At 62.7% G+C, this 15,363-nt stretch carries 17 protein-coding genes and 1 pseudogene; 11 read left to right on the top strand and 7 right to left on the bottom strand.

Translation table 11 applies throughout. The features are described 5' to 3' along the window. Positions 1–40: 40 nt before the first annotated feature. The 6 genes from LGQ03_RS05250 (at position 41) to LGQ03_RS05225 (ending at position 6,831) form a co-directional block, all read left to right on the top strand. Positions 41–508, top strand: a complete 468-nt coding sequence (locus LGQ03_RS05250) for a PaaI family thioesterase (protein WP_226747549.1) — start codon at positions 41–43, stop codon at positions 506–508. Beyond that, positions 505–993 (top strand): PaaI family thioesterase, encoded by a 489-nt coding sequence (locus LGQ03_RS05245; protein ID WP_090160268.1) that lies wholly within the window; start codon positions 505–507, stop codon positions 991–993. The genes LGQ03_RS05250 and LGQ03_RS05245 overlap by 4 nt, the downstream gene beginning before the upstream one ends. Continuing rightward, positions 986–2,296: an MATE family efflux transporter gene (locus LGQ03_RS05240; RefSeq protein WP_226747548.1), complete on the top strand. Its 1,311-nt coding sequence runs from the start codon at positions 986–988 to the stop codon at positions 2,294–2,296. Before LGQ03_RS05245 ends, LGQ03_RS05240 begins: the two co-directional genes overlap by 8 nt. A 136-nt stretch (positions 2,297–2,432) precedes the next feature. Continuing rightward, the gene (gene dnaG, locus LGQ03_RS05235) at positions 2,433–4,397 is read left to right on the top strand and encodes a DNA primase (protein WP_226747547.1); all 1,965 of its coding nucleotides are present in this window, start codon (positions 2,433–2,435) and stop codon (positions 4,395–4,397) included. A gap of 167 nt (positions 4,398–4,564) precedes the next feature. Beyond that, positions 4,565–6,541 (top strand): RNA polymerase sigma factor RpoD, encoded by a 1,977-nt coding sequence (gene rpoD / locus LGQ03_RS05230; protein ID WP_226747546.1) that lies wholly within the window; start codon positions 4,565–4,567, stop codon positions 6,539–6,541. A gap of 2 nt (positions 6,542–6,543) precedes the next feature. Beyond that, entirely contained in the window at positions 6,544–6,831 is a 288-nt protein-coding gene (locus LGQ03_RS05225) for an HlyU family transcriptional regulator (RefSeq protein ID WP_226747545.1), read from the top strand. 53 nt (positions 6,832–6,884) lie between these two features. On the opposite strand, the gene LGQ03_RS05220 is transcribed toward LGQ03_RS05225, so the two are convergent. Next, positions 6,885–7,748, bottom strand: coding sequence for an SDR family oxidoreductase (locus LGQ03_RS05220; RefSeq protein WP_226747544.1), 864 nt, complete (start codon positions 7,746–7,748; stop codon positions 6,885–6,887). Positions 7,749–7,857: 109 nt separating this feature from the next. On the opposite strand from LGQ03_RS05220, the gene LGQ03_RS05215 reads away from it, so the two are divergent. Continuing rightward, a complete protein-coding gene (locus LGQ03_RS05215; protein WP_319004454.1) occupies positions 7,858–8,256 on the top strand; it encodes a winged helix-turn-helix transcriptional regulator in 399 nt (132 codons plus the stop codon). Between the two features lie 44 nt (positions 8,257–8,300). On the opposite strand, the gene LGQ03_RS05210 is transcribed toward LGQ03_RS05215, so the two are convergent. Then, positions 8,301–8,975, bottom strand: coding sequence for an SDR family oxidoreductase (locus tag LGQ03_RS05210; protein WP_226747543.1), 675 nt, complete (start codon positions 8,973–8,975; stop codon positions 8,301–8,303). A gap of 59 nt (positions 8,976–9,034) precedes the next feature. Here LGQ03_RS05210 and LGQ03_RS05205 point away from each other — a divergent pair. Next, a pseudogene (locus tag LGQ03_RS05205) lies at positions 9,035–9,451 on the top strand (secondary thiamine-phosphate synthase enzyme YjbQ). Between the two features lie 16 nt (positions 9,452–9,467). On the opposite strand, the gene LGQ03_RS05200 reads toward LGQ03_RS05205, so the two are convergent. Genes LGQ03_RS05200 through LGQ03_RS05185 form a run of 4 tightly spaced genes read right to left on the bottom strand, consistent with a single transcriptional unit; the run spans position 9,468 to position 13,014 of the window. Then, positions 9,468–10,229 (bottom strand): ATP-binding cassette domain-containing protein, encoded by a 762-nt coding sequence (locus LGQ03_RS05200; RefSeq protein ID WP_226747542.1) that lies wholly within the window; start codon positions 10,227–10,229, stop codon positions 9,468–9,470. Further along, positions 10,226–11,170 (bottom strand): iron chelate uptake ABC transporter family permease subunit, encoded by a 945-nt coding sequence (locus LGQ03_RS05195; RefSeq protein WP_226747541.1) that lies wholly within the window; start codon positions 11,168–11,170, stop codon positions 10,226–10,228. Before LGQ03_RS05195 ends, LGQ03_RS05200 begins: the two co-directional genes overlap by 4 nt. Next, positions 11,163–12,110 carry an ABC transporter permease gene (locus LGQ03_RS05190; RefSeq protein ID WP_226747540.1) on the bottom strand — a complete coding sequence of 316 codons (948 nt, stop codon included), beginning with the start codon at positions 12,108–12,110 and terminating at the stop codon, positions 11,163–11,165. Before LGQ03_RS05190 ends, LGQ03_RS05195 begins: the two co-directional genes overlap by 8 nt. A gap of 1 nt (position 12,111) precedes the next feature. Continuing rightward, complete coding sequence (locus LGQ03_RS05185; protein ID WP_226747539.1) at positions 12,112–13,014, bottom strand: siderophore ABC transporter substrate-binding protein; 903 nt, start codon at positions 13,012–13,014, stop codon at positions 12,112–12,114. An 88-nt stretch (positions 13,015–13,102) separates the two neighbouring features. Between LGQ03_RS05185 and LGQ03_RS05180 the strand changes: the two genes are divergently transcribed. Further along, entirely contained in the window at positions 13,103–13,417 is a 315-nt protein-coding gene (locus LGQ03_RS05180) for a DUF2218 domain-containing protein (protein ID WP_226747538.1), read from the top strand. Beyond that, positions 13,414–13,887 (top strand): hypothetical protein, encoded by a 474-nt coding sequence (locus LGQ03_RS05175; protein WP_226747537.1) that lies wholly within the window; start codon positions 13,414–13,416, stop codon positions 13,885–13,887. Before LGQ03_RS05180 ends, LGQ03_RS05175 begins: the two co-directional genes overlap by 4 nt. 8 nt (positions 13,888–13,895) lie before the next feature. Here the strand turns inward: LGQ03_RS05175 and LGQ03_RS05170 are convergent, their stop codons facing one another. Then, complete coding sequence (locus LGQ03_RS05170) at positions 13,896–14,093, bottom strand: hypothetical protein (protein ID WP_226747536.1); 198 nt, start codon at positions 14,091–14,093, stop codon at positions 13,896–13,898. A gap of 656 nt (positions 14,094–14,749) precedes the next feature. Here LGQ03_RS05170 and LGQ03_RS05165 point away from each other — a divergent pair. Continuing rightward, positions 14,750–15,331, top strand: a complete 582-nt coding sequence (locus LGQ03_RS05165) for a class I SAM-dependent methyltransferase (protein ID WP_319004453.1) — start codon at positions 14,750–14,752, stop codon at positions 15,329–15,331. Positions 15,332–15,363 lie beyond the last annotated feature (32 nt).

The raw sequence follows: 15,363 nt of genomic DNA, 5'->3' as shown, positions 1-15,363 counted from the left end.
ACAAGTGCCAAATTGCAGGTCAATTCGCGCAGGTAGATAAATGACGCAAACGCCCACGACGACGACCGATGCACAGGCCGAACGACGTACGAAAATCGCACGGCAGTTCATCGGGATGATCCCGCATGCCCGCGAACTGGCGATGCAGGTCACGGACGTCGGCCCCGGCATGGCCGAAATCACCATGCCTTTCGATCCGCGCCTTGTGGGGGATCCGGACACAGGGGTGATCCACGGTGGTGCAGTGTCTGCCTTGATGGATACCTGTTGCGGCGCTGCCGTGATCGCGCATCCCGACAGCGCGCTGGGCACCGCCACCATCGACCTGCGGATCGACTACATGCGCGCCGCCACGCCGGGGCAGGCCATCCGAGCGGTGGCGACCTGCTATCACATGACACGCTCGGTCGCATTCGTGCGCGCCACGGCCTATGACGCCGACCCTGACCGGCCCGTCGCCTGCGCCACGGGCGCATTCACCGTCGAACGCCCAAAGGACCCCGCATGAGCCGCCGTCCCGAACCTGTCCAGGTCGTCAAGCAACGTCGCGATGCCGCACTCGAGGCGCTGATCGACGGCGTCCCCTACATCAAGTTCCTGGGCATCCGTTTCGACCGCCGCGGGGATGAGCTGACGGGCGTATTGCCCTATGCCGACATGCTGATCGGCAACCCGGCGCTGCCCGCGATCCACGGTGGCGTGACGGCGGCGTTCCTCGAGGTGACGTCGATCATCTCGCTCAGCTGGTTCACGCAATGGGATGCGCTCGAGGCGGGCGAGGGCGTCGAGGATTCGCCGCGCCGCCTGCCCAAGACCATTGATTTCACCGTGGATTACCTGCGGTCGGGCCTGCCGCGCGACGCCTATGCTCGTGCGCGGATCACCCGCTCGGGGCGGCGCTATGCCTCTGTCCACGCCGAGGGCTGGCAGGACAACAGCGCGCGCCCCTTTGCTCAGGCGACCGGGCATTTCCTGATGCCGCAGCGTGATTGACACGCTGACCCATCGGCGCGTGCTGCACATCGCGCTCCCGGTCGTCATCTCCAACGCGACGGTTCCGATCCTGGGCATCGTCGATACGGGTGTGGTGGGGCAGATGGGGCAGGCGGCCCCCATCGGTGCCGTGGCCATCGGTGCGATCATCCTCACGGCCATCTACTGGATCTTCGGATTTCTGCGCATGGGGACATCCGGCCTGACCGCACAGGCCATCGGGGCCGGCGACACGGCCGAGGTGGCAGCCCTGCTCAGCCGGGTGCTATTGATCGGCCTCAGTGCCGGGGCCGCGATCATCCTGTTGCAGTGGCCGCTGTTCGCAGGGGCCTTCGTCGTCTCCCCTGCCAGCGCCGAGGTCGAAACCCTTGCCCGGCAGTACATGTCCGTGCGGGTCTGGTCCGCACCCGCCGCAATTGCGCTATACGGGATCACCGGCTGGCTCATTGCCCAAGAACGCACAATGGCGGTGCTGGCGGTTCAGGTGCTGACCAATGGCGTCAACATCGGTCTCGACCTGCTGTTCGTGCTTGGGTTTGACTGGGGCGTGCCGGGGGTGGCCTGGGCCACGTTCATCGCGGAATGGTCGGGAATGCTGTTCGGACTGTGGCTGTGCCGTGCGGCCTTTGCCGTGCCCGCATGGCGCGACACGGCGCGGATTTTCGATCCCGTCAAGCTGGCCCGCATGGCAATCGTGAATTCCGACATCATGATCCGCTCGGTGCTGTTGCAGGCGATCTTTGTCAGCTTTCTGTTCTGGGGTGCCGATTTCGGCGATGTCCAATTGGCGGCCAACCAGATCCTGCTGCAATTCCTCCAGGTGACAGCCTATGCGCTTGACGGCTTTGCCCTCGCGGCCGAAGCGCTGGTAGGCCAGGCCCTGGGCCGCCGTGCGCCACAGGCCCTGCGCCGGGCGGCGCTGCTGACCAGCGCCTGGGGCGCTGGCATCTGTGCCGGTCTTGCACTGGGTTTCCTCATGCTGGGCGGGGCTGTGATCGACCTGATGACGACGGCGCCGCTGGTCCGGGACGTGGCGCGCGATTACCTGCCCTACATGGTTGCTGCCCCGCTGCTGGGGGTGGCGGCTTGGATGCTTGACGGCATCTTCATCGGCGCGACCCGCACCACGGATATGCGCAACATGATGATCGTCTCCGCTGCCGTGTATTTCGTGGCCGTCATTCCGTTGATGGCGGCCTTCGGCAACCATGGCCTGTGGTTGGCCCTGCTGCTCAGTTTCATCGTCCGCGGCCTGACGCTGGGCCTGCGCTACCCCGCACTCGAACGCGCCGCGCGCGCCTGACGCGGGCGTCGCGCATCATCTTGCCAGAAATACTCCGGGGGAGGCGCAGCCGGGGGCAGCGCCCCCAGCGACGTTATCCACAACAACCGGCCGCCAGCCACTCGACTCCGCGCGTCGCAACCCCGATATTGGCGTCATGTCACTCCCGCCCGGTTTCCTCGACGAATTGCGCACCCGCCTGTCGATCTCCGACGTTGTCGGCCGCAAGGTCATGTGGGACAGCCGCAAATCCAATGCAGGCAAGGGCGACATGTGGGCCCCATGCCCGTTCCATCAGGAAAAATCCGCCAGTTTTCACGTCGATGACCGCAAGGGGTTCTATTATTGCTTTGGCTGTCACGCCAAGGGCGACGCGATTTCCTTTGTACGCGAAACCGAAAACGTGGGCTTCATGGAGGCGGTACAGATCCTCGCGGGCGAGGCGGGCCTGACCATGCCCGAGCGCGACCCGCGTGCGCAGGAAAAGGCCGATGCCCGCACCGAACTGGCCGACGTCATGGAACTGGCGGTGCAGCATTTTCGCCTGAACCTGAACATGGCAGCCGCGTCAGAGGCCCGCGACTACCTGACCCGGCGCGGGCTGGACCCCGAGGCATGCGCGCGCTGGGACATCGGTTTCGCCCCGGACAAGGGCGGCGTGCTGGCCGCCCTGACGGCCAAGGGCGTGTCGCAGCAGATGGTCATCGATGCCGGCCTTGCTGCGAAATCCGACTACGGCGGTGCGCCCTATGACCGGTTCCGCGACCGCATCATCTTTCCGATCCGCAATGCGCGGGGGCGGCCCATCGGTCTGGGTGGTCGCGCGATGGCGGCAGATGCCAAGGCGAAATACTACAACTCGCCCGAAACGCTGCTGTTCGACAAATCCCGCACGCTTTACAACATCCAGAACGCCCGCACCGCTGCGGGCAAGGGCCAGCCGCTGATCGTGGCCGAAGGCTACATGGACGTGATCGCCCTGTCCGAGGCCGGGTTCGAGGCCGCTGTCGCCCCCCTTGGCACCGCTGTCACCGAACATCATCTGGCGATGCTGTGGCGGGTGGCGGACGAACCGATCATCGCGCTGGACGGCGATACCGCCGGTCTACGCGCGGCGATGCGCACCATCGACATCGCATTGCCATTGCTGTCGGCGGGCAAATCCCTGCGCTTTGCCGTGATGCCCAAGGGGCTGGACCCCGACGACGTACTGAAACAACAGGGCAAGGGCGCGATGCAGGGCATCCTGGATGCTGCAATCCCCATGGTTCAACTGTTGTGGCAACGCGAAACCGAAGGCCGCACATTCGACAGCCCCGAACGCCGGGCCGCGCTGGACAAGGCGCTGCGCCAGAAAACGGCCCTGATCCAGGACCCCGATCTGCGCAACCACTACGATCAGGCGCTCAAGGAACTGAAATGGGATCTGTTTCGGACGCGCAAGCCACAGGCCCGCGCCCCCGGCCGCCGGGGGGCCTTCAATCCGCGCGGACTGGATGCCTGGCACCGTGATCAATCGCCGGTGGCCACCAACCGCAACTCGGCGCTGGCAACAGGGGCCACCCGCGACGATCATCTGCGCGAGGCCGTGATCCTGGCCACGTTGATCGCAACACCTGCGGCCATCGAACCTTTCATGGCGCAGATCGAGGCGATGGAATGCACCGATGACGATCATGCGGCCCTGCGCGGGGTCATTCTGCGCATGGCGCCTGGCACCGACCTGCGCGCGGCATTGCACGATGCCGGGCTAGAAGCAGCGGTCGATGCGCTGACCGGTCAACGCATCGTGCAGCTTTCATCAGGGCTGCGCAAACCCGGTGATCTGGATTTCGCCAGCGCATGTCTGTCCGAGGCCTTTGCCAAACTGTCGACCGCGCGCGCCCTGCCGCAAGAGGTCCGCGAGGCCCATGAGGACATCGACGCGGGTGACGAAGGTCTGACATGGCGTCTGCGGCAGGCCACGACTGCCCGCGACCGGGCCGCGATCATCGCGGCGGGGTCCAGTGGCGAAATGATCGTCGCCGAGAACGGCGCTGAACTGGATAGCGACGAACTTTCGGCTGCGCGGGCGCTTTGGGAGGCGTTGACGATTGCAAAGCCGCCAGAGGACCCTAAATAGCGCTGACACGCGGTCAGACTCGCCTTTGGCCGCAGGGATAGTTGCAACATCAGCCGAAATTGACCGGCAACAGGTTGCGAATCACGCGAATGACGCGTTGATTCGTATAAAGCCGAATCACCCGAATCACTGGGACTGATCGTTGCTGGAACGAGGGAGACCGTACCATGGCCGCCAAAGACAATGACGACCGCAAGGACAATTCCGACAGCGACATTTCCCTCGACCTCAGCCAGGCTGCCGTCAAGAAGATGATCCAGGACGCGCGCGAGCGTGGCTACATCACCTATGACCAGTTGAACGCGGTGCTGCCACCCGATCAGGTGTCCTCGGACCAGATCGAGGACGTGATGTCGATGCTGTCCGAAATGGGCATCCAGGTCACCGAGGAAGAAGAATCCGAGGAAACCGAAGAAAACAAGACCAGCACCGACGTGGCGACCATCGCCGGGTCGCGTGATGTCGCCCTCGGCGGTGCCGAGGCGGAAAAGCTTGATCGCACCGACGACCCTGTGCGGATGTACCTGCGCGAAATGGGCAGTGTCGAGCTGCTGTCCCGCGAGGGCGAAATCGCCATCGCCAAGCGGATCGAGGCCGGTCGCAACACGATGATCCTCGGGCTGTGCGAAAGCCCGCTGACATTCCAGGCCATCACGATCTGGCGCGACGAACTTCTGAGCGAAGACATCCTGCTGCGCGACGTGATCGATCTGGAAACCACCTTTGGCAACCAGCTGGGTGACGACGAAGCCACCGAACCGGTCGTGACGGCTGGCACGGGCGGCACATCCGAAGGTGACGACAAACCCGATCTGGACGCCGACGGCAACCCGATCGCCAAGGATGACGACGACGACGATGACGAGCAGGCGAACATGTCGCTTGCCGCGATGGAGGCCGCGCTGAAACCGCGCGTGCTGGAAACACTCGACATCATCGCCGCCGATTTCGCCAAACTGTCCGACATGCAGGATGCACGCATGGACGCCACCCTGAACGAGGACAGCAGCTTTTCCTCGGGCGAGGAGGAGACCTACCAGAAACTGCGGTCCGAGATCGTTGAGATGGTGAATTCGCTTCATCTGCACAACAACCGGATCGAGGCGCTGATCGACCAGCTGTACGGCATCAACCGCCGCATCATGCAGATCGACTCGGCCATGGTGAAACTGGCCGATCAAGCGCGCATCAACCGCCGTGAATTCATCGACGCCTACCGGGGGCGCGAACTCGACCCCAACTGGCTGGACGAAATCGCGTCCAAATCCGGGCGTGGCTGGTCGATGCTGCTGGAACGGTCCACTGACAAGATCGAGGAGTTGCGCGGCGACATGGCCCAGGTCGGTCAATACGTCGGCGTCGACATCACCGAATTCCGCCGCATCGTGCAGCAGGTCCAGAAGGGCGAAAAAGAGGCCCGCGCCGCGAAAAAGGAAATGGTCGAGGCCAACCTGCGTCTCGTGATTTCCATCGCCAAGAAATACACAAACCGCGGCCTGCAGTTCCTGGACCTGATCCAGGAAGGCAACATCGGCCTGATGAAGGCCGTCGACAAATTCGAATATCGTCGGGGCTACAAATTCTCGACCTATGCGACCTGGTGGATCCGTCAGGCGATAACCCGGTCCATTGCCGACCAGGCGCGCACGATCCGTATCCCGGTCCACATGATAGAGACGATCAACAAGCTGGTCCGCACCGGTCGCCAGATGCTGCACGAAATCGGCCGCGAACCCACGCCCGAGGAATTGGCAGAAAAGCTGCAAATGCCGCTGGAAAAGGTCCGCAAGGTGATGAAGATCGCCAAGGAACCGATCAGCCTCGAAACACCGATCGGTGACGAAGAAGACAGCCAGCTGGGCGATTTCATCGAGGACAAGAATGCGATCCTGCCGCTGGATTCCGCCATTCAGGAAAACCTCAAGGAAACCACGACCCGCGTGCTGGCCTCGCTCACCCCGCGCGAGGAACGCGTACTGCGCATGCGTTTCGGCATCGGCATGAACACCGACCACACGCTGGAAGAAGTCGGTCAGCAGTTCAGCGTGACGCGCGAACGTATCCGTCAGATCGAAGCCAAGGCACTGCGCAAGCTCAAGCATCCCAGCCGGTCGCGCAAACTGCGGTCGTTCCTGGATCAATAGGCATGTCCTGGCTGTCGAAACTCTTTGGCGGGGGGCAATCCGCAGACCCCGTCACAGCCGAGCCGCAAGGCGAGGTCTACAAGGGTTTCACGATCATCCCGACACCGATCAAGGCTGACAAGGCCTATCGCATCGGGGCACGGATCATCGGCGATGTCGATGGCGAGAGCCGCGAACACCAGTTGATCAGGGCCGATACGCTCCAGTCGTTCGACGATGCGGTGGCCGCGTCCATCGCCAAGGCCAAGCTGATGATCGACCAGCAAGGGGCCGGTCTGTTCAACGCCTGATCGTGACGTTCCGACAAAACGGGGCCGCAGTCCGCACTGCGGCCCCATTGCATTCAGTCGGCCAACGCAGCCTTGACCGCATCTGACAGCGGTGTGGTCGGCCTGCCGATCAGACGGCGCAAATCGCCCGACTGGTCATCCAGCGCACCATCCGCGGCCATTGCATCCGTCTGGGCCAACAATTCCGCAAATGCAGGCGGCAGGCCCGCGCTGATCAACGCGGCTGCGAAATCTGCCTCGGGCATATCGACATAGGCGACCGGTTTGCCGGATTGTACGCTGATGTCCTGCGCCAGTTCTGTCAGGGTAAAGCTGGTATCGCCCGCCAGTTCGAACGTCGCGCCGTCGTGGCTGGAATCGGCCAAGACAGCCGCCGCTGCCTCGGCAAAGTCCTGCCGCGTGGCTGCGGCAAATCTGCCGTCACGGGCCGCACCGAAATGCTGGCCCATCGTCAAATCCTGCGGCAGGCTCATCAGTAGGTTTTCGATGTACCAGCCGTTGCGCAACAGCGTGTGCGGCACGCCACTGTCGGCCAGCAGCGCCTCGGTCGCCTTGTGATCGGCGGCCAGCCAGAGCGGGCTATCAGATGCATGCAGCACCGACGTATAGGCGATCAGACCGACGCCACGCGCCTTGGCGGCGTTGATGACGTTGGCATGCTGCCCCTGCCGGTCATTGAAGTCCGACGATGAAATCAGCAGTAGCCGGGTGACCCCGTCGAGTGCCGCATCCAGACTGTCGGGCTCGTGATAGTCGGCGATACGGGCGGTGATGCCGTCGGCCTCGAATGCGTCCTTGGCCGTGGTGCTGCGCACCATCGCGGTGATCTGCGACGCCGGAACGCGCTGGCGCAGGTTTGCGATGACCTTGCGGCCCAAATGGCCGGTGGCCCCCGTGACCATGTAGTGTTCTGACATGACTCTGTCCTCTGTAATGAAAATCGAATACAGGTCTCAGTTAGAGACTGCATCGCACCGTGAAAAGGAGGCAGGATTTCCTGCCCAAGGCACACAGAGGGAACCACCCGTGGACGGACAAAAACAGATTTCGCGCATGGAACGCTGGCAGTCAGAGGAGATAGATCTGAACAATTGTCCTGTGCGCCATGTCCTCGATCATGTGGCGGCCAAATGGACGACACTGATCCTGCTGACGCTGCATGACGGCCCGGCACGGTTCAATGCGCTTGGCCGCGCCTTGCCCGATATATCGAAACGGATGCTGACCCAATCGTTGCGCGATCTTGAACGGGACGGCCTGATCTTGCGGCGCGTCTATCCGACGAAACCACCCAGCGTATCCTATGAATTGACGGATCTAGGTCAGTCTTTGCTCGTCCCTGTGCTGGGCCTGCTGGACTGGGCCGAGACGCACGCCGATACGCTGGCGCAGGCCCGGGCCGAATACGACGCGACCGCAGGCTAGGTCCTGCGGCCGCGTCTGAAACTCTGTAGCTGCGACAGTCGAAATCAGCCGCGCGGCATCAGGAACACTTCGCGCACATCGTTCACCTCGGACGCATTCAGTGCCAGCATGACCGCATCGGCCACGTCCTCGGGTTGCAGCTTGTCGGGTTTCGGTTCGTCGAAAAATGCGGTGTTCACCATGCCGGGTGCCACGACGGTGCAACGACCGCCCCATTCCTTCATCTCTTCGGCCAAGTTGCCGCCGTAACCATGTACGAACCATTTGGTCGCGCCGTAAACCGATCCCGACAAATGGCGGCGCCCTGCGGCGGACCCGGTCAGAACCATATGTCCCTTGGTCTTCTTCAGGTGCGGCAGCGCAGCCTTGGTGGTTTTCAGCAGGCCCATGACGTTCAGGTCGATCATGCCCTGCCAATCATCCACATCGCCGCCTTCGGTGCCGCCCTGCGACGTGCCACGCCCCGCATTGGCAAAGGCTGCGTGCACACCGCCGAATTTGTCGGCCAGCGTGTCCAGTGCAGCGGTCAGCGCGTCATAATCGGTCGCATCACCCGGCAAGGCCAGCGCAGCATCACCCAGTTCGTTCACCAGATCCGCCAGCTTGTCCTCGGAACGGGCAAACAGGCCCACGTTCCAGCCGCTTGCCACCGCCTTGCGTGCAGTTGCTGCACCGATACCGCTGGATGCGCCCGTGATGAACAATGTCTTGTCGGCCATTCTGTCTCTCCTTATCCGTGTTGCGGACTCAACGTCGCCCCCCACCCGAAAGGTTCCCGATGCAGACCCGTTTCACCGTTCCGACACGCGGCCCCGGCCTGACAGAGATCACGGATCAGGTCGCGGACTGAGTTCGCCAAACTGGCCGCGACGGCCTGCTGACGCTGTTCATCCAGCACACCTCGGCCAGCCTGCTGGTGCAGGAAAACGCCGACCCCGAGGTGCAGACCGACCTGAACGCCTATTTTGCGCGACTTGTGCCGCCGACGACGGACCCGGCCATGTCCTATCTGACCCACACTTACGAAGGCCCCGACGATATGCCCGCCCATATCAAGGCGGCGCTTCTGCCTGTTAGCCTGTCGATCCCGGTGACCGCCGGGCGCATGGCCTTGGGCACCTGGCAGGGGATTTATGTGTTCGAACACCGGACGGCCCCGCACCGGCGGAACGTGATGGCGCATTTCAGCGGGTGAGGGGGCTGTCGTGCCCTCATACCGGGACCACCACGGGATGGCCGTTCACCGCGTCCACCGCCATGCGCGTGTCGAACAGGTCTGACAGCATGGCCGAGGTCAGGGCGATCACCTTGGGTCCGGTCCGTGCGATCCGTCCATCCTTCAGCGCGACGATCCGGTCGGCATAGCGGGCCGCGGTATTCAGATCGTGCAGCACGATGACGACGCTGCGCTGCCGTGGTCCTGGTCGCGACAACGCGTGCAGCCGTTCCATCAGGTCGCGCGCATGGCGCGGGTCCAACGCCGCCAGCGGTTCATCCAGCAGCATCCAGGGCGTGCCCTGCGCATAGGCCATAGCGACAAAGGCGCGTTGTCGCTGGCCACCTGACAGCCGGTCAATCTGCCGCTGCGCGAGGTCGGTCAGCGCAAACAGGTCCAGCGCCTGTGCGACGGCGGCATGGTCGGCCGGACCTGGCCTGCCGCGATGGTGCGGCCAACGTCCGAACGTCACCAGATCGGCGACGGTCAGCCGGGCGGTCACATGTTCCGACTGGGTCAGCAGGGCGACGGTGCGGGCACGCACTTGTGCCGTCGCCCGGGCGATATCCTGACCCGCGATCGTGACGCGGCCGCTGGCCAGTGGCAGCAGCCCCGACATCGCATGCAACAGGGTGGATTTCCCCGCGCCATTCGGACCAATCAGTGCGGTGACGCCACCTTCGCCAAAGCCTAGGTTGATGTCTGACAGGGTCTTGATGCCCTGACGGGCGACGGACATGTTTTCGATCCGGATCATGGACGAGACTTTCGTAGGACAAGAAACAGGAACAGCAGGCCGCCAACGCATTCCACGATCACGGCCAATGTCGATTGCTGGCCCAGCAGGCGTTCGAACACGAACTGCCCGGCCACGAGGATGCTTGCGCTGATGATCGCGGCACCGGGGATCAGCAGCGCATGCCGCCAGGTTCGCAGGACAGTATGGGCAAGGCTCGCGGCCAACAGGCCCAGAAACGTGATCGGCCCGACCAGTGCGGTCGATGCGGCAACACAGGCCGAGACGATCACCAGTGCCAACAGTGCGATGCGGTCGAACGGCAGCCCGATCGCGCGCGCGGTCGTGCGCCCCAGTGCCGCGGCATCTAGCGCCGGTGCCAGCAGACGTGCACCGGTCAAGGCCACCACCAACACCGCGGCAGCAATCGCCAGCTGGGTGCTGTCTACAGCGCCAAAGGTGGCGAAACTGGCCAGTTGCACGATACTGTATTCCGATGGGTCCAGCAGACGGCCGGCAAAACCGGACAGCCCCCGCAAGAAAACGCCAAGAATGACGCCTGTCAGCACCAGCCGCAGGACATCCTCGGCCCCTCGGCGCAACATCACGCCGAACAGGGCGACACCGGCCAGCAACATGCACAGCAGTTCCGCACCGAACTTTGCCAGGTCCGGCAGTGTGGCGAACCCCGCACCCCCCAGCAGCAGGACCAACCCCGTCTGGAGAAAGACGAACAGCGCGTCAAAACCCACGATACCGGGGGTCAGCAACCGATTGGCGGCAACGGTCTGGAACATGACCGTCGCGGCACCGATTGCGGCACCGACGACGAGCAGTGACGCCAACTTGACCGCGCGCAGCGACAGGATGAACCCCGCCGGTTCGCGCAATTCCCAGCCCAGGAACAGCGCCGACAGCAGTGCGAGCAGACCCAACAGGGCGAACAGGCGACGCTCAGCCATGGGACCGCCCCGGTCTGCTGTGCAGCAACCACAAAAACAGGCCCGCACCGAACACGGCAAAGATCGTGCCCGCAGGAATTTCATAAGGCCAGCGCAGCACACGGCCCAAGATGTCGCAGGCCAGCACAAGCACCGCGCCGGTCCATGCCACGACAGGTAGATTGTCGCGCAGATTGTCCCCGCGCAGGCGGGACACGATGTTGGGCACGACAAGGCCCACAAACGGGATGCTGCCGACGGTGACGACGATGACGGCGACTGTGACCGCCACAAGGACCAGCCCGCCGATCAATGTCTGCCGGTAATCCAGCCCCAGACTGCGGGCAGCATCCTCGCCCAGTCCCAGCAGCGTCAGACGGTCGGCGGCAAAATAGAGCGCGGCCGCCACCAGTGCCACGATCCAGAGCAATTCATAGCGGCCTTGCAGGACGCCGGAAAATTCGCCTGCCTGCCAGACGCCTATGAATTGCACCAGATCCGTGACCCAGGCGATGCCCAGAACGACGGACCCCAGAATGCCGCCGTAGATCAGGCCGACCAATGGCAACAGTACGGGATCCTGCCGGGGCACCTGCCGGGCCAGCGCCAGAAACCCCAGCGTGCCGACCAATGCCGTGACGGCGGCCACCGACATCTTGGTCATCAGCGCGGCACCCGGGGCGATCAGGGTGATGGCCAGCAATCCCAGCATGGCGGATTCAGGTGTGCCGACCAGACCCGGTTCGACCATGCGATTCTGGACGCACAGTTGCACGACGACACCCGCCATCGCCAGACCCGCGCCTGTCAAGATCGCGGCAGCGGTCCGGGGCAGGCGGCTGACGGCCATCAGGAACCCTGCGTCCAGATCGCCCGACAGCAGGTCCGTTGCCCCGACGAAAACGCTCGTACCGATCAACAGCACGAGCGTCAGTGCACCAAGGAGTGCGTTGCGGGTCACCTCAGCTGTCCGTGTCGCCCTGAAGGGCGGCCGTGATGTCAGCGATGGTGCCCATCAGCGACTGGATGCCGCCGCCCGCCAGATACAGGGGCGCGCTGTCCAGATAGACGATCTGACCTTGCTGTGCTGCCTTGGTTTCAGCAACCAGCGGGTTGTCCAGCGTGACGGCTGCGGCCTCGCCTTCCTGACCGATTGCAGCACCGCGATCGACGACAAAGATCCAGTCGGGATCGACTTCGGCCACGAATTCAAACGACACGGCCTCGCCGTGCGACCCGGATGTCAGGTCGGGATAGGCCTGCGGGATGTTCAATGCGCTGTGAATCCATCCAAACCGGGACCCTTCGCCATAGGCCGAAATCTTGCCGCCGTTGGTCAGCAGGATCAGCGCACGGCCTTTGCCGGCTGCGACCGATTGCGCCTGTGTCACGGCAGCGTCCAGATCGGCGGTCAGGGTTGCGGCGGCCTCGGCCTTGTCGAAAATCTGACCGTAGGCAATGACGCGCGCGATGGCATCGTCGATCACCGTCTCGCTGATGGTCATGTCCAGTGTCGGGGCCACGCGGGACAATGCGTCGACCTGAGTTTGCGACCGTCCACCCGCGATGATCAGGTCCGGTGCCATGACGGCCAAGGCTTCGAAATCAGGCTCGAACAGGGTGCCGACGGTCGTGATCCCGTCCATCGCATCCGCAAGATAGGCCGGCGGGGTGAAATCGGGCACACCGTCCACGGTGACCCCCAGCGCGTCCAGACTGTCGATTGCCGCAAGGTCGAATGCCACGACGCGTTGCGGGCTGGTTGCCACATCGACCGGCCCGGCAAAGGTGGGAACCTCGACCTGCTGGGCTGCCGCCGTGGTTGCGAACCCCGCCAGGGCGAGCATGGGAAGGGTGACTTTCATGTGAGACTCCAGTTGGTCCAAAGTGGCTAGACAAACCTGATTAAACTTGTCAGGTTATACCAGACAGAAATACTCAGGATAAAACCAGATGCAACCCGCTTTCCGCGACGAAGGTCACTTCGACACGACACAGGCCAGCCGCTATCTTCAGCAGCTCAGCAAACATTTCGCGCACAAGGCAGAGGTGCGTTTCGACCCGGCTTCCGCTGAAATCGCGCTGCCGCCCGGCAATATTGCACTGTCGGCAACCGACGATGTGTTGCGGGTTGTTGTCACCACGGATGACCCGGAAAAACTGGACCGGATGCGCGGCATCGTCGACAGCCACCTCGCGCGTTTCGCGTTCAGGGAATCGTTTTCCGCCATGGCCTGGGCCACGCAAACCGGAGGTGCAGCGTCATGATGATGGATACGGGGATCGACAATCGCCAATCCGTGACGGGCAGCGTCGTGGTCGGGGATATCCGCGCGCTGAGCCCGATGCAGTTCGTGACGGTTTCGTTATTTCGTGACTGGTTCGACGGTCAGGCCGGTCGCGACCGCGTCGGCGATTTTTTTGACTCCGCCCTCGGGCCGGATCTTGGGCAAGCCGCGACTGAAAACTGGGCGACCTTTGTGACGGCGCTGGTCGATCATGCACGCCGTCCGGTCATGCGTCACGGTGCCGACTGCCGTTGCGTGGGCGCGGACGAGGCGGTCGTCGCCCATATTCTGACCGCCGCTGTGACCGCAGACCGCGAGGATGCAATGTTGCTGCTGTCGCTGCTGGTTCCCGGTGAGGTGCTGCTCGTCCTGATCCAATATGCAGAGCGGGCAGGGCGGGATATCTGGCAGATCTCAAGACAGATCAACGCCGCGCGTAAATTGCATTAGCAAACGGATCAGACGTCCGGGCCTGTGTTGTGGGGCTGCGGGCGGAGCAGTGCGGCCCCGTTGCCGACACTGCGATGTGGGCCCTGCGCGGCACGCGCCTCGGGCTGTTGCGGTGGCGCGTTGTCATTGGCGCAGGTCACAAGACCAAGAAAGTGCGCGACAAGTTCGAGGTCCATGTCACAGGGCTGTGCAGCGTCGTAGTCCATGGTGCCTCCTTTCGGTTCGATGTAACCATGCATGTTCTGATCGCCTAAAATTGAGGCCCTGATTTGGCGGCATCGTGAAATTCATGCCGCAGTGCCGGGGGCCAGATCGCCAACGTGGGCGGGGTGAAAAACATCCAAGGACCATTCCCTGTCTGGACATGCCGATCGGGCTGCAAACGTTTCAACTTGTTGAAAAAAACAACGCGGCAATGGGTCTCGCGTCTCTGATTCAATTTTGCCTGATTTCCGCGCAAATCATGAGCTGGCATGTTTGTCCGCTAAATATTCTTAATCTGGATTAACCTTTTTGAGCTGTGCGATCCGGCAAATTGTTCTCAAACCGAGGTTAATATCTGCATAACATCGAAACTGTTCTCGGTCCGGGTTGTGCTGGATTTAATTTGCAACCTATAGTGATGTTATGCCCGGCGCAGTTCGGGACATTTCCAGATCCTGTTGCCAGAGGTGTCGCAGCCATGTCCGCACATTCCGTTGAAAATAATAATATTTTTTCAAAGGGAGAGGGCAGGCGCGCAGCGCAGACCGATTGGCAAGCCTACGCGGCCGCCTATGATCTGTTGTCAGCGCACAACCCAGAGTATCAGTCCCTTCTCACTGGTTTTGAGGGCTTTTTGTCGCAATTGAACGGTCCTCCGGTGATTTACGATATTGGCGGCGGGACCGGAAACTATTCGCAGATCATCGCGCGTTGCTGCCCAAACAGTCAGATTCGCTTTATCGAACCTGATTCCGGAATGTTGGGCGTCGCGCAGCGAAAGCTTTCGGACCACGACAACATCATATTTGAAAATGCGGGACTGGAATCTGCCGGTGCGCCGGGCGATGCTGATCTGATCGTTTCGATCCATTCCCTGTATGCCATGCCGGACCAGGAGGATCGTCTGGCAGACATGCGCCGCATGCTGCGACCGGGCGGGTTGCTGTATCTCGTGGATCTGGGACGCGAGATGAACGTCTCTGATTGGCGGCGCTACCTTTTTGGTCATTTGCGGCGGGAACATGGTCTGCTTGGCGCATGCCGGATTTTCTGGCAGGGGCGTGAAATCGCGAAACAGAACGCGAATATCCGGTCATCGCAAGAGGATGGCACCTACTGGACACACAGCGGAGACGAACTTGCCACTGCGGTCCGTGATGCCGGATTCGAGATCCTGCGCCAAGAGGTCGTCTATCGCGGATACAGTGACCTGCTGGTCTGCCGCGCGATCGATCTGTGACCCACCAAAGAGACCTCAACATGAATGAGCGG

The sequence above is a fragment of the Loktanella gaetbuli genome, assembly GCF_020531945.1.
GTDB lineage: Bacteria > Pseudomonadota > Alphaproteobacteria > Rhodobacterales > Rhodobacteraceae > Loktanella > Loktanella gaetbuli.
The sequence above is the reverse complement of the archived record's forward strand: the minus strand, read 5'-3'. Positions and strand labels throughout refer to the sequence as shown.

What these genes read in the sequence shown, in the direction of transcription:
- LGQ03_RS05250 (WP_226747549.1), top strand. Translation starts at nt 41, where the DNA reads ATGACGCAAACGCCCACGACGACGACCGATGCACAGGCCGAACGACGT.
- LGQ03_RS05245 (WP_090160268.1), top strand. Translation starts at nt 505, where the DNA reads ATGAGCCGCCGTCCCGAACCTGTCCAGGTCGTCAAGCAACGTCGCGAT.
- dnaG (WP_226747547.1), top strand. Translation starts at nt 2,433, where the DNA reads ATGTCACTCCCGCCCGGTTTCCTCGACGAATTGCGCACCCGCCTGTCG.
- rpoD (WP_226747546.1), top strand. Translation starts at nt 4,565, where the DNA reads ATGGCCGCCAAAGACAATGACGACCGCAAGGACAATTCCGACAGCGAC.
- LGQ03_RS05225 (WP_226747545.1), top strand. Translation starts at nt 6,544, where the DNA reads ATGTCCTGGCTGTCGAAACTCTTTGGCGGGGGGCAATCCGCAGACCCC.
- LGQ03_RS05220 (WP_226747544.1), bottom strand. Translation starts at nt 7,748, where the DNA reads ATGTCAGAACACTACATGGTCACGGGGGCCACCGGCCATTTGGGCCGC.
- LGQ03_RS05210 (WP_226747543.1), bottom strand. Translation starts at nt 8,975, where the DNA reads ATGGCCGACAAGACATTGTTCATCACGGGCGCATCCAGCGGTATCGGT.
- LGQ03_RS05200 (WP_226747542.1), bottom strand. Translation starts at nt 10,229, where the DNA reads ATGATCCGGATCGAAAACATGTCCGTCGCCCGTCAGGGCATCAAGACC.
- LGQ03_RS05195 (WP_226747541.1), bottom strand. Translation starts at nt 11,170, where the DNA reads ATGGCTGAGCGTCGCCTGTTCGCCCTGTTGGGTCTGCTCGCACTGCTG.
- LGQ03_RS05185 (WP_226747539.1), bottom strand. Translation starts at nt 13,014, where the DNA reads ATGAAAGTCACCCTTCCCATGCTCGCCCTGGCGGGGTTCGCAACCACG.
- LGQ03_RS05180 (WP_226747538.1), top strand. Translation starts at nt 13,103, where the DNA reads ATGCAACCCGCTTTCCGCGACGAAGGTCACTTCGACACGACACAGGCC.
- LGQ03_RS05175 (WP_226747537.1), top strand. Translation starts at nt 13,414, where the DNA reads ATGATGATGGATACGGGGATCGACAATCGCCAATCCGTGACGGGCAGC.
- LGQ03_RS05170 (WP_226747536.1), bottom strand. Translation starts at nt 14,093, where the DNA reads ATGGACTACGACGCTGCACAGCCCTGTGACATGGACCTCGAACTTGTC.